The organism is Sphingomonas paucimobilis NBRC 13935 (genome assembly GCF_000739895.2).
Taxonomy (GTDB): Bacteria; Pseudomonadota; Alphaproteobacteria; order Sphingomonadales; family Sphingomonadaceae; genus Sphingomonas; species Sphingomonas paucimobilis.
In genome coordinates this window covers 93,047-105,476 of sequence record NZ_BBJS01000023.1, presented here as the reverse complement: position 1 = coordinate 105,476, position 12,430 = coordinate 93,047, and the positions used below count along the sequence as shown (strand labels likewise).

Sequence of the window (12,430 nt, the reverse complement as noted above, 5' to 3'; positions counted from 1 at the left end):
GAAAGACGATGACCACGGCAAACCGGCGGCAGCTTATGTCGGGCACGGGACTTACCCTCGTTGCGGGCATGGTGCCGACCCGCGTCTTCGCGGCGGCTCCGGCCGCCGGCAAGCCCGATGTCTTCATCGGCACCGGCGGGCACGGGCACACCTTTCCCGGCGCCTCGCTGCCCTTCGGCATGGCGCAGCTCAGCCCGGACACGGACAATGCCCGCTGGGATGCCTGTTCGGGCTATCACCGCGACGACGCGTCGATCATGGGGTTCAGCCACACGCATCTGTCCGGCACCGGGATCGGCGACATGCTGGACGTGCTGGTCGTGCCGAGCCGCGGCCCACTCAAATTGACGCCAGGCAAGCTCGGCGACCCCGATCTCGGCTATCGACAGCGCTTCTCGGAGGAATTTGCCGAGCCTGGTTATTACCGCGCGCGACTGGAAAGCGGGGTGCAGGCCGAATTGACCGTTACCGAGCGCGTCGGCCTCCATCGCTATCGCTTCCCGCAGGGCGCGGGGCACATCCTAATCGACTTCGCGCATGTCATCGTCGATAGCTGGGACAAGGGCGAGGTGATCGAGCGGGCTTCGCTGGCATTGGACGCCGATGGCGTGCTGACCGGAAGCCGGACGGTCAATCGCTGGGCCAGAGGGCGCGATATCCATTTCGCGATGCGGTTGTCGCGCAAGCCTGACCGCATGCAGTTCTTCGGCGATGGCGACACACCGGTCGCCGGTAACGCCCGTGACGTCAGCGGTCGCAAATTGAAGCTCGCTTTATTCTTCGATCAGGCCGGTGGGGAGCCGATCCTGATCAAGACAGGCCTCTCCGCCGTGTCCGTCGCAGGCGCGCGAAAGGCGCTGGCCGAGGAAGCACCCGGCTGGGACTTCGACGCACAATGTCGTGCGGCGCGATCGCTTTGGGCGAAGGAACTCGACTGTATCCGCGTGTCCGGCGGCACCGAGGCGCAGCGCACGATCATGGCCAGCGCACTCTATCATGCGCTGCTGGCGCCGACGCTGTTCTCGGACCGTGACGGCCGCTATGTGGGCATGGACAGGCAGGTGCATCAGGCTCCGGTCGACCAACCCGCGTTCAGCACCTATTCGACGTGGGACACCTATCGCGCACTCCATCCATTGCTGACCCTCATCAAGCCTCGCCAGGCCGCCCTCTTCACCCACGACCTCGTCCGCCAGACACAGCAGAGCCCCTATGGTCCGCCAGTCTGGCAGCTTCAGGGCGTGGAAACCGGAACGATGATCGGCTGGCATTCCGTGTCGATCATGGCGGAGGCGAAAGCCAAGGGGATCGAGGCGGATTACGCCGCCGCTTGGCCCAATATCCGCCGACGCGCCTTCGATCGGGCATTCAAGGATTCCGACGGTTCGCTCGGCCGCGGGGATTATTACGACCGCGGCTATATTCCAGCGGATCTGGTCTGGGAATCGGTCAGCCGTACGCAGGAATATGCCTATGACGACTGGGCAATGGCGGTACTGGCCGAGGCGGCGGGTGAGCCAGGCGATGCCGAGGCATTGCGGCGGCGCAGTCGCAATTACCGGAACGTGATAGATGCCAAGATCGGCTTCGCCCGGCCTAAATTCGCCAATGGCCAATGGTGGGCGCCCTATGACCCGATCCAGCTAGGCCATATGCCCAAGCCCGGATGGCGCGATTATACCGAGGCTAATGGCTGGCAGGCGACCTTCCTCAACCAGCATGACGTGCACGGGCTGATCGCCCATATGGGCGGCGACAAGGCATTCGAGGCGCGTCTGGACGCATTGTTCTCAGCGCCCTCGACCCTGCCCGACAATGCGCCGCCGGACATCTCCGGTCTGGTTGGCCAATATGCGCACGGCAACGAACCCAACCAGCACGTCGCCTATCTCTATGCCTATGCGGGCATGCCCTGGAAGACGCAGGCGATGGTCCGGCGTCTGCTGAACGAGATGTACAGGGCCGAGCCCGACGGCGTGATCGGCAATGACGATTGCGGGCAGACAAGCGCGTGGTTCATCCTGAGCGCACTGGGCTTCTATCCGGTGGATCCGGTCAGCGCCGTCTATGTCTTCGGATCGCCGCTCTTCGACGATGTGGAGGTGGATCTACAGAACGGACGTACACTGCGCATTCGGGCGCAGGGCAACGCACCCGACAGACCCTATGTCCAGTCGGTCTGGTGGAACGACAAAGCCTGGACTCGAAACTGGATTTCGCACGCTGATCTCATCCAGGGCGGTGAGCTCGTATTCAAGATGGGCGGAAAGCCATCACGCTTCGGCACCGCCCCGGCGGATCGGCCACCCTCGCTGTCCTCGCCACGAACGTGATGTCCCTGGCGTCGGACCCGGTCATGACGCTGCGAAAACGGCGAGCGCTTCGCCAGAATGTGTCCTACTGATCATGGCCAGGTGTCTTCCAAAGCGCGCCCGGCTTGGGAAGCAGAAAATGGCTGAAGGGAAGGATCGCGGCGCCGACGGCCGGAGCGTCGGCGGATAGTGCGGCACGCGCGACCGGTGCGAGGGCCGGGATGCCGTCACACGCTTCGGCCAGCCGGGTATTGAGACGGTTCGTCAGCCCATCCAGCACGGCGGCGGGCAGCCGGCCGCCGACGAGGACGATCGCCGGATTCAACAGACAGTTGACCGCCGTCAGAGGTTCTACAAGTTGCGTTGCGGCGGCTTCGATCCACGCCTCGACGCTGTCCTGAACCGCATGGCCGCCGGTGTCGTTGTCGCATGGGATGTCGGCGAGCGCGAAGCCATCCCTGTTTAAGTGCATGGCCAGACCGGAACGGGATACCAGCGTTTGCACCTGCGCGCCTGTAGCGGTTCGGAGGAAACCCAGCTCCCCGCTGCGCCCGTCTGCCCCGCGAATATAGGCATTATCAACGACCACGCCCCCGCCAAGTCCCGAGGATATCAGGATGTAGAAGAAGCTGGCATGACGCTGTCCTAGGCCGAATTGCATTTCGCCCATCGCGGCGGCAGCGGCGTCGTTCTCGGTGAACACCGGAAGCGCGAAGGGGCGGGCAAAGAGCTTTGCCATGTCGACCTCATCCCAATCAGCATAGGCAGCCGGTCGGCCGGGGAGATCGATACTCCCGAGCTGATCGGGGCTGGCGACGCCGAGTCCGACCAGTTGATCGACGGTGATACGCGCAGCCTGCAGCATCTTACGAATCGACGTGCGGTACAGCGTCGCGACCTGCCCGGGGAGCGCGAACGCGATATCCTCAGAGATTCGGGCGACCGTCTCCCCGGCAAAATCCACAAGTACGATCGTGACATGATCGCGATCGATATTGATCCCCAACGCGAAGCAGGCCTTGTGACGGATCACAAGCCTCGTCGGAGGCTGGCCGCGACCGCCACGTTGTTGGCCCGCCTCTTCGATCAACCCATCGTTGAGGAGGCGGCGGGTAATGTTGGCGATGGCAGCCGTCGTCAAGCCGGTGATCGAGGCCAATTCCACTCTGGTCAGCGCGCCGCATACCCGAATTGCATGAAGTGTGATCCGTTGGTTATGGTCGGCTGCACGCTCGAGGTTCGTGCCGAATAGACGCGGGCGATGGGCAGCGCTCATTACGCTGAACCGAAGCCGGCCATCAGGTTGATAGTGACAGAGGGGCGCAATTCGCTTTCGGTATGCATAGGTCCTAGCGGTGCCTGTCGGATGAGTCCGACCCTGCATAGCCTTTCAGTAATCAACCTGCCTGTCCATCACTGGCGAACAAAAAGGGGAATCCTACTGTTGTCAGGCAGCGCCGCCGGGAAGGAGCATGCTTAGTTCGCCCTAGGCTAATTTCGGCTGGCCTTGGTAAGGCGCTCAGACAGAAAGGCGCGCTCTTGGGGGCTAAGCGGGCATCAAACGCTTCGGATCGTTTTTAAATAGGAGGCGGGCACCTTGCTGCTTATGGCGGGACCATCCCCTCCCGTACGGCAGGACGAAGCGACGCCCGCCGCTTTAGAGCGGATTCTGATCAGTTTGGGTCATAGCCGCATTAGTTGAAGTAGTTGGCGCATTCCTGTGGTTGGAACAGGTCGACCAGCCTGCCGATGAGGGACCACAAGCTGGACACGGTGCGCTCTCCAGCCTTTCGGAGCATGGCCTTGAGGCGGGCGAAGGCCTTCTCGATCGGGTTGAAATCGGGGCTGTAGGGCGGAAGAAAGAGCAGCTTGCGGCGGGTGCCTTGTGGCTGGACGGGTTGATGGGGTGGACGCCCCCAGCGGCATCTATGTGGCAGAGTGGTGGTGCTGCAGACCACCAAGGAGGCGTCCGTGAAACAAATTATCACAGTCGGGCTAGATTTGGCGAAGCACGTTTTTTAGGTGCATGGCGCGGATCGCGACGGCGCAGTCGTTGTGCGCAAGAAGCTTCGGCGTGAGCAGCTTCTACCCTTTTTCGCGGAATTGCCACGCTGCACGGTGGCGATGGAGGCGTGCGGCGGTGCGCATCACTGGGCGCGGGAGATCGGACGGCTTGGTCACGACGTGAAGCTGATTGCGCCAGCCTATGTGAAGCCCTTCGTGAAGCGAGAAAAGAACGACATGGCCGATGCCGAGGCGATCTGCGAGGCCGCGCAGCGCCCTACCATGCGATTCGTGTCGGTGAAGAGCGAAGCGGCACAGGCTTCTCCTCTGGCGTTCCGCACCCGCGACCTGTTGGTCCGGCAGCGAACGCAGCCCATCAACGCGCTTCGTGGTCACATGACCGAGTTCGGTATGGTCGTCGCGCAAGGGCCCATGCACGTCGCTAGGCTGATTGCCATTGTCGGAGATCCGGACTCTGATCTCCCCGAGTCAGCACGCGTCGTGCTGGAGGTGCTCATCGTCGAACTGCGTGCGCTTGACGAGCGGGTTCTCAAGCTTGATGCCGAGATCGTGCACCGCGCGAAAAATGATCCAGTTGCAAGGCGGCTGATGACCATTCCCGGTATTGGAGCGATCACGGCGACGGCTCTGGTGGCATTGGCGCCATCGGCTGCAACGTTCCGGCGGGGGCGTGATTTCGCCGCCTGGCTGGGGCTCACGCCAGTGCAGCGATCAAGCGGCGGCAAAGAACGGCTAGGTCGCATCTCCAAGATGGGCGAACGCACATTGCGACGCCTGCTCATCGTAGGGGCGAGCGCCGTCGCCGGCTGGGCGTCTCGCAAGGGCGCAAAGCCGGGATCGTGGTTGGCCAGCATGATGACGCGCAAGCCGCCAATGCTGGTGCGGGTCGCACTCGCCAACAAAATTACCCGAATAGTCTGGGCGCTGCTCGCCATGGCGGGGTCTACCGAGCTCCGGCCATGGTAGCGTAAGCCGTCAGGGTCGTGGGTGCCGTGAAGCAGGCTGAGGGCGAAGGAGAGTATGGCGCAACGGTCGTGAGACGGGGTCGGTGAGCCAGTTCATGGACAAGCGCTATCCAAGCGCCAGGTTGTTTTGGAGCCGATCCTCGAACTCCCATACGGGCCCGCGGCATGTCATGGCCGCATGAAGGCCGGACACATGTCAGCACCCGATCCGCGCGCCGTTCGCTTCTTCAGATTCAGCTTGCTTCAACGGGGGCGTCCACACATGTCCATGATGACCACGTCGCCGCGTCCGAGGTCGGGCACGAGAACCTGCCGGACATAGGCGACGAAAGCATCGCGGTTGATCGGACCGTCGAGCACCATCGGCGCGCACTCAGGACGTCGGCGCGATCCCGCTCGATCGCATGCCCGGTCTTTTTTTGCGCGTGATGCCGTGTCGGGCGAAGAAGCGGTGCAGCGTCGAGATCGCCACCGTCACGCCGGCCTGGCTCAGCTCACGACGCAGTTCGTCCAGCGTGATGTCGCGCCGCGCTTCGTGCAGCGCCAGCACCGTCTCCCGATGCGCCTCGATCCGCCGCGACCGCGTGTCCCCGCGCTGCGGTTTAGCGGCACAGCTACCGGTGCTGCGGCGCTGATCGTGCCAGCGGATCACCGTCGCGGCCGCCACACCAAATCGCGTCGCCGCAGCCCGGCAACTCATCCCCTCGTCAACCGCGGCCAGCGCTCGCGACCGCAGATCCATCGACAACGGCTTGCCCATTCATGCCGGCCTCTGTAGAAGCGTCACGGCGAAGTCTATCGAACGTTTCGGTCAAGCAGGCTGCTGCAGAGCAGCTGCCGTTCGCCGACGGCGAGTTCGACATGCTGATCTGCCGCCTCAGTGCCCATCACTGGAGCGATCTTGGCGCAGGGTTGCGGGAAGCGCGGCGCATCCTGCGACCCGGCGGGCTAGCCGTCATGGTCGATGTGGTGGCACCCGGCGATCCTGCTTCGGACACCCATCTGCAGGCGATCGAGCTTCTTCGGGATCCCAGCCATGTGCGTGACTACCGCGTCGATGAATGGTCCGATGCCCTGCAGAAGGCGGGGTTCCAGATCCGAGGCCTGGCAATACACGATCTTCCGAGGGAGTTTTGTTCCTGGGTTGAAAGGATGCGGACGCCCAAATCCCATGTCGACGCGATCCTATCTCTTCAGGACATGGCGTCCGTGAGTGTCCGTAGTGCCCTGAGCATCGCGAAAGATGGAAGCTTTACGATCCGCGTTGCCATGTTCGAACTTGAGGTCCCGCCCGTGCCGTGACGCACTGTCAGGCATAAGCCCTGGCGAAGAAGGCAAGCGTGATCCCCGAGGCGAGGATCAGGGTGGCAAACCTTACCTGCTGGGCGGGCAATCGTCGGCCGAGTTGCGCGCCGAGATACCCGCCGACGATTGCAGAGGGGGCAAGCAGCAGGATCGCGTCCCATCTCACTGCGCCCATGAGCGCGAAGATCACGATGGCCGCAGTGTTGGCTGCCGTGACGAGCAACGTGCGGGGGGCCTGCAGGTCCTTCAGGTCCGCTTTCGTGACCACGCTCCAGAAGGCCATCATCATGATGCCGACGGCACCGCCGAAATAGCCTCCATAGATCCCCAGCAATACCTGCCCGGCGAGGATCGCGGGGGCCCCCGCCTCGGCCTCGCCATGGAAGCGCGTCGATAGCGCTTTGCCGAAGCAAAGCGCGAGTGTCGCGGCAAGCAGCAGCCAGGAAGGACGAGATCGAACAGTTCAGATGGCGTGGCCAGCAGAATCACGCTTCCGGCAAGCCCGCCCATAAGGGACGTAACCGCCATCATCGTGGGCGATGCTCCGGCAACTCGCCTCAGATCCTTGCGATATACCCAGGCGCTTGCCGCACCCCCCGGGTAGAGCGCGACACTGCTCGATGCGTTGGCCACGACTGACGGAACACCAGTGGCTAGTAGGGCCGGCAGCGTCACGAACGAGCCGCCGCCGGCCAGCGCGTTCATCGCGCCTGCCAACAGCCCAGCTCCGGCCAGGAGCATGAAGTCATCCATGCCCAGCTTGTCGCCGGCGGATGGGCAGCCACACAATCTGGAACTTGCGAAGCCGAGCCTTCGGGACTGGCTAAGGCAGGGATGCTTCGAGGGCTCGGGGTCGCAAGCCGCCGGTCGGGCGCCTAGCGTTGGAAGGGCCCTGATGCGTCAGCTGCACCAGGAACGTAGCTGAGGACACCGGCGGGTGCCTGATGCCTGCTCGCCGATTCTTGGATGCTTGGGTCAGCCCGCGAGCGAATGAGTCGCCTGCTGGCGGAGGCTCGCATGACCCCGACGAAGCTGCTGATCGGACAGATCCTCGTCGTGCTCGCGATCATACTCGCGGGCATCTGGGCGGCGACGCAATGGGCAGCAGCAAGCCTGGCGTAAGCGCCACTATTACCTGCAGTCCGCACGCGGCAACCGGTTGTTCGAGCTCGGGCTCGGCCCTGCCGCGCTGGCGCTGTGCGGCGCATCCGATCCAGCCGCACAGGCGCGGATCGACGCTATCGTTGCCGAGCATGGCTGCGACCGTCTCGCCGAGGCCTTCCTGCGCGACGCCGGGCTCGACTGGGCGGCGGAGCTGATGGCAGCGCCCCCGCCCGGCTGACATCCGCCCTAGCGATGCCGAGCCGGCTTGGGCATCCTACTGCTCGCCCTCTGGACCGACGAGCACCTCATCGAGCCTGGCAAGCTGGTCCTCGAACTTCTCCCCCTGCTCCGCCCGGAGGCGTCCAAGGTTCTGCAGCTTCCACTGCACCGCTGGAAGCCGGGACGGGTCGATCGGCAAGCCAAGCTGCGACCAGTCGGGCTCGCCCGCGAAGAAGGATCGCAGGAAGGCAGCAGGGGCACCTTCGCGGGCGCGCTCTTGGATGTCGGCGACCAGTCTCTTTCGCACGTCGAGCAGCGCTGCGAGCGGCACCGGTTCCACGGTCATGCCGCTGAACTCGCCGAAATAGATGCTTTCGAGGTCGAGCAGGTGGGGGTCGAGCAGTTCGTGCGCCGGGCGGTTGTGGCTGACGAGATAGACGAGGAACGCCTTGAAGAGATCGTCGGTGATGCCCTCGTTCTCGTAGAGGTAGAGGATGTCGAAAAGGTCGCGCGGGTGCTGGCGGTCGAGCGCGGCGGCGATCTTTCCCGCGTAGAGATCGGGGAGTGCTACGACCTGCATCTCCGCATAGCCGAGCCGACGCAATCCCTGGTTCACGACGTTCTCCGACATCATGTTGCGCGGTCGGATACTGCACGTAAACATGTGCGGCCAGTGCCCCGTAAGCGCATGCAACTCCTCGAGCATGCTGATCACCTGGCGGGATAGCGGCACACGGTGCGGCCGACGCATCTTCATCCGTTCCGCCGGGATCGACCAGACCCTGTCGTCCAGATCGATATCGCACCACAGGGCTTGCCTGAGTTCGCCCGGGCGCAGGAGCACATGCGGCGAGAGACGCATCGCCATGCGCCTGACCGGCAAGCGGTCAGGACCGTCTATGGCGCGCAGCAGAGCACCGACTTCGGAAGGCTTTGTTATTGCGGCGAAGTGCCTGGGCTTCGGCGTCGCGATCGCGCCTCGCAGATCGGCTGCGACGTCCTTTTCGCATCGCACGGTCGCGACGCCATAGCGGAATACCCTGCTGAGCACGCTGCGCATGCGCCGGGCGCTCTCATACGCACCCGTCGCCTCGATCTTGCGCAGGACGGTCAGCGCCTCGTGTGGCGTGATCTGGGCGATCGGGAGGTCGCCGATCACCGGATAGGCCTTGTCGAGCAGCCACCGGATCTTGTCGATGGTAACCGGCGCCAATCCATCGCGCTCGCACTTCACCAGCCATTCCTTCGCAACCAACTCGAACGTGGTGGCCGCGGCATGCCTGGCGGCGATCCGTGCCCGCTTCTTCTCGATGGCAGGGTCCATTCCGGCGGCAATCTGCTCGCGCGCCTCGTCCCGCTTCGCCCGGGCGGCGGCGAGGCCGACGGCAGGCCATTTCCCCAGGTGAAGCGTCTTCTGCTTGCCCAAGAAACGGTAGTTCATGCGCCACAATTTGGAGCCGTTGGGCTTGACCGCGAGATACAGGCCGAGGGTATCGTGAAGCTTGTAGAGCTTTTCTGAGGGCTTCGCGGACGTGATCTTGATGTGAGTCAGCATTGGAATCATCCCAGCAAGCCGGGTCGATCCGAGGCCATCAAAGGCACCCCAATCGCGGGGGGGCTGTTGGTGGTCCTAGCCGGACGTCACCGGAAAATTAGCCGGCGATCATCCGTCGATTTATGCTGTCAAACCAGACGCTTGCTGGACGTTGCTGGACGCACTTAGCGCCAGAAAGTGGTGCCAGAAGAGGACTCGCGATCTTGTTATAAAGTTTTAAGAATTAAGGATAATTAGGTCTGCGTACCGACAAAGGCCCCCAAAAAGGCCCCCGGCTGTCTCCTTTGACGCATAAAGTCCGTGGTTGCTGATAAAAATCAAGGTAGCGTTGGCAAAGCGGGACTTTCGACGCTGTGAGCCCGCAAAATTCGCTACGCCGTTTAGCCGGTCCCACCGCAGGTGTGACACAATCCGTACAGACACCTATCCGGAGGGGTATGCAGCTGCGCATGCGTTTGCACATGATGCGGCACGATGCGGCACGATGCGGCACGATGCGGCAGGTTGCTGACTGCACCCCATGAACGGCTCCACTCCGTTGTAAAAGCGGAGCCGCTAACCTCGTTACCCCTCCATTTGGGGGACAACGTTCCAGTCGGTCTCACCGCCCTTCCGCTCCCACAGCTCGTCGCCGTCATTGACGAAATCGCTGTTATCGGGGTCCATGTGCGTGTGCTCGATGACGGTGTGGCCGGTGTCGAGCGGCAGGCCCGCCTTGTGCTGATCCCAGATCTGCTGGGGCGTCTTCTTCGTGGTCATTTTTTTTCCTCCTTGCCGGCGTGGATCGCCGTGGAGGCAATCACATATCAGCATGGATCGTCGGGAAGGTATATTCTTCTTCGACATTCAGGCCGCGTCCAGCAAGAATACTAGTTCGGCCGCACAGTAGTCGACACGCGGCAACACCTCCAAGCCGGTCGCATCGCTGGCGGCGCGGAGGTCGGTTTCGCGCTCGACGCAGTGGCGGAGGGAGTCGTCCCCTTTTGCTAGATCAACATCAAAGCCAAGCCGTACAGCACCCAGCCGGGATAGCCGCCACGTCAATCATGCCAGCGCGAGCACGTTGGTTGCGATGTCGAACCATGTGGGCCAGCCGCCAGCGGTCACCGGTCGGTAATCCGTCGAGCTGACGTGTATGGCCGGCATCTCGTCAGGCAACGGCTTCCCAAGCTATGTCACCGATCGGCTTCAGCCTCGCCATGAACGGCACGATGTCGTGTGAAGTGCGCACGGCGGCCAGGACGCTGGCGAGCTCCACCTTGACCGCATTTTCCGTCACAGTCCGGCGTCCCTCTGCCGCTTGCGCAGCAATTCAATGAGATTTCCGACGCTCATAAGCCACCTCTGCTGCGCGGCCGTGTAAGTGTGGTGCAGGCCGCTCGGCACAATAAGCTGTAGCCGGCGCTGCTGCATCTCGTCTGTCTGGTTCGCGCTGATGGAGGGCTCGAGCGTCAGCAGGTGTTTGTCCGGGATCTTGTCAGCTTCGGCGAGAACCTGCCGCCACCGGTCCTTGCACGTCGACTTCACGCCCAGCATCGTCAGCAGCTCGGGTGGGAAGTTTTCGTCTTGATATGCCTTGGTGCCCGGGAAGAGGAAGTCCGGCTTCGCCTTGCCCTCCGTCACCGGCGTCCGATCTCCGACGATGCCTAGGGTGGCGAACATGTGCTCGAGGTGGTTCTCCAGCGCGCTACCGGCGCGCGACTTGCGGCGGTTCTGGACCGACAGGCTGAACTGGAGGAAGTCGTCGATTTCGCCGAACCCGGCTTGCAGGCGGTCGCCGATAAGATGCCGCTCTAGCGTCCTGAACAGGATCTCCTCCCGCTCCATCATGGCCATGATCGCGGCGTCGGGACCGGCGACCAGATCGCAGTGATCAACCGTGTCGCGTGCGTAGGCCGAGAAGATGCGCGTCGGCGGGAATTTGCCGCCAAACCGTGCCAGCATGTCGTCCAAGTAGTTCGGCGCCTCCTCCTCGATAACCACGCCGAGCTGCTCGAGGATGTAGCGCGATGCGAACTCAAGTTGCGTCTGGTCGGCCTCAATCTCACCCTGCACCGAATATCCGGGATGCGTCAGGTCGCCGCCGCCGAATAGCCAGATGAGCTGCCGTTCAATCGTCGACCCCCCTTCGGCGATGATCGCCATCAGCGTCTCGTCGGGACGCACGCCGATGATCAGCAGGTCGCCCTCGGCCGCGTTGTCGGTGACGATGTTGTCGGGAAAGTATAGGCGGTATTCAGCGCTGCGATGCGGCTGGTTGCGCCGAGTGTCATACCAGCTCAGCCAGCGGTGCTCCTGCATCGGCTCGGGATCGTCATCGTTGAGGTAGATGAAGGTCGTCGGGATCTCGAGCCGGTCATCGTCGCCGAGGATTGCCCGGAGCTTGCCGACGCCGCCAAACTCGTGTTGATTTGATCGATGCGCTTCGGCGTCGACCGCCGACAGCGGCTTCCATGCGACCTGCTTAAAGTATTCCGAAAGGTGCCCGCTCTTCATCCGCGCAACTCGATCATTGCTTCGTCTCCCCGGACCCACTCGGTGAGTCGGTCAGCGACGTCGATAAGAGCGCGCTCACCCTTGCCGCGCAAGGCACATTCCCAGACGATCGCGACTCGCCAACCGGCGGCGCACAGTGCCCCCTCGTTCCTGCGATCGCGAGCCGCGTTGCCCTCTAGCTTCTCGCGCCAGAAATCTGGTCGCGTGGCGGGTATCCGGCACAAGCCGCAATCGTGCGCGTGCCAGAAGCAGCCGTGCACAAGGATTGCCGCCTTCCAGCGCGGCAGGACGATGTCCGGCCGCCCGGGCAGGCCGCGCACATCGGTGCGGTAGCGCAGCCCGCGGGCGTGCAGCGCCTTTCGTACCGCGATCTCGATCTTCGTGTCTCGCCCGCGAATGCCGGCCATCATGCGGCTGCGCGTCGCCGCGTCGACAACGTCAGCCACTGC

Annotated in this window: 8 protein-coding genes and 4 pseudogenes; 4 read left to right on the top strand and 8 right to left on the bottom strand. The window is 63.3% G+C overall.

The genetic code is table 11. The features are described 5' to 3' along the window. The first annotated feature begins 8 nt into the window (after positions 1-8). Entirely contained in the window at positions 9-2,333 is a 2,325-nt protein-coding gene (locus tag SP6_RS08865) for a GH92 family glycosyl hydrolase (RefSeq protein WP_007406432.1), read from the top strand. A 64-nt stretch (positions 2,334-2,397) separates the two neighbouring features. Here SP6_RS08865 and SP6_RS08860 read toward each other — a convergent pair whose 3' ends face one another. After that, positions 2,398-3,588, bottom strand: coding sequence for an ROK family transcriptional regulator (locus tag SP6_RS08860; RefSeq protein WP_037569632.1), 1,191 nt, complete (start codon positions 3,586-3,588; stop codon positions 2,398-2,400). A 418-nt stretch (positions 3,589-4,006) separates the two neighbouring features. Further along, positions 4,007-4,270, bottom strand: a complete 264-nt coding sequence (locus SP6_RS20910) for a transposase (RefSeq protein ID WP_045078182.1) — start codon at positions 4,268-4,270, stop codon at positions 4,007-4,009. Positions 4,271-4,334: 64 nt separating this feature from the next. On the opposite strand from SP6_RS20910, the pseudogene SP6_RS08850 reads away from it, so the two are divergent. Next, positions 4,335-5,308 (top strand): annotated as a pseudogene (locus SP6_RS08850) (IS110 family RNA-guided transposase). A 258-nt stretch (positions 5,309-5,566) separates the two neighbouring features. Here the strand turns inward: SP6_RS08850 and SP6_RS08845 are convergent. After that, a pseudogene (locus tag SP6_RS08845) lies at positions 5,567-6,062 on the bottom strand (helix-turn-helix domain-containing protein); the annotation flags it as partial. A gap of 2 nt (positions 6,063-6,064) precedes the next feature. On the opposite strand from SP6_RS08845, the gene SP6_RS08840 reads away from it, so the two are divergent. Further along, positions 6,065-6,604, top strand: a complete 540-nt coding sequence (locus SP6_RS08840; protein ID WP_007406538.1) for a class I SAM-dependent methyltransferase — start codon at positions 6,065-6,067, stop codon at positions 6,602-6,604. Between the two features lie 7 nt (positions 6,605-6,611). Here the strand turns inward: SP6_RS08840 and SP6_RS08835 are convergent. Further along, positions 6,612-7,312: pseudogene (locus tag SP6_RS08835) on the bottom strand (sulfite exporter TauE/SafE family protein). A 403-nt stretch (positions 7,313-7,715) separates the two neighbouring features. Here SP6_RS08835 and SP6_RS08830 point away from each other — a divergent pair. Further along, a pseudogene (locus SP6_RS08830) lies at positions 7,716-7,949 on the top strand (hypothetical protein); the annotation flags it as partial. 36 nt (positions 7,950-7,985) lie between these two features. On the opposite strand, the gene SP6_RS08825 reads toward SP6_RS08830, so the two are convergent. The 4 genes from SP6_RS08825 to SP6_RS08805 form a co-directional block, all read right to left on the bottom strand. Continuing rightward, positions 7,986-9,485 (bottom strand): nucleotidyl transferase AbiEii/AbiGii toxin family protein, encoded by a 1,500-nt coding sequence (locus tag SP6_RS08825; protein ID WP_007406548.1) that lies wholly within the window; start codon positions 9,483-9,485, stop codon positions 7,986-7,988. Positions 9,486-10,049: 564 nt separating this feature from the next. Next, complete coding sequence (locus SP6_RS08820) at positions 10,050-10,244, bottom strand: hypothetical protein (protein ID WP_007406569.1); 195 nt, start codon at positions 10,242-10,244, stop codon at positions 10,050-10,052. Positions 10,245-10,760: 516 nt separating this feature from the next. Further along, the gene (locus tag SP6_RS08810) at positions 10,761-11,981 is read right to left on the bottom strand and encodes a type II restriction endonuclease (protein WP_007406564.1); all 1,221 of its coding nucleotides are present in this window, start codon (positions 11,979-11,981) and stop codon (positions 10,761-10,763) included. Continuing rightward, positions 11,978-12,427 carry a very short patch repair endonuclease gene (locus SP6_RS08805; protein ID WP_007406557.1) on the bottom strand — a complete coding sequence of 150 codons (450 nt, stop codon included), beginning with the start codon at positions 12,425-12,427 and terminating at the stop codon, positions 11,978-11,980. Before SP6_RS08805 ends, SP6_RS08810 begins: the two co-directional genes overlap by 4 nt. Between the last annotated feature and the right edge of the window lie 3 nt (positions 12,428-12,430).

What these genes read in the sequence shown, in the direction of transcription:
- SP6_RS08860 (WP_037569632.1), bottom strand. Translation starts at nt 3,588, where the DNA reads ATGAGCGCTGCCCATCGCCCGCGTCTATTCGGCACGAACCTCGAGCGT.
- SP6_RS08865 (WP_007406432.1), top strand. Translation starts at nt 9, where the DNA reads ATGACCACGGCAAACCGGCGGCAGCTTATGTCGGGCACGGGACTTACC.
- SP6_RS08840 (WP_007406538.1), top strand. Translation starts at nt 6,065, where the DNA reads ATGCCGGCCTCTGTAGAAGCGTCACGGCGAAGTCTATCGAACGTTTCG.
- SP6_RS08820 (WP_007406569.1), bottom strand. Translation starts at nt 10,244, where the DNA reads ATGACCACGAAGAAGACGCCCCAGCAGATCTGGGATCAGCACAAGGCG.
- SP6_RS08810 (WP_007406564.1), bottom strand. Translation starts at nt 11,981, where the DNA reads ATGAAGAGCGGGCACCTTTCGGAATACTTTAAGCAGGTCGCATGGAAG.
- SP6_RS08825 (WP_007406548.1), bottom strand. Translation starts at nt 9,485, where the DNA reads ATGCTGACTCACATCAAGATCACGTCCGCGAAGCCCTCAGAAAAGCTC.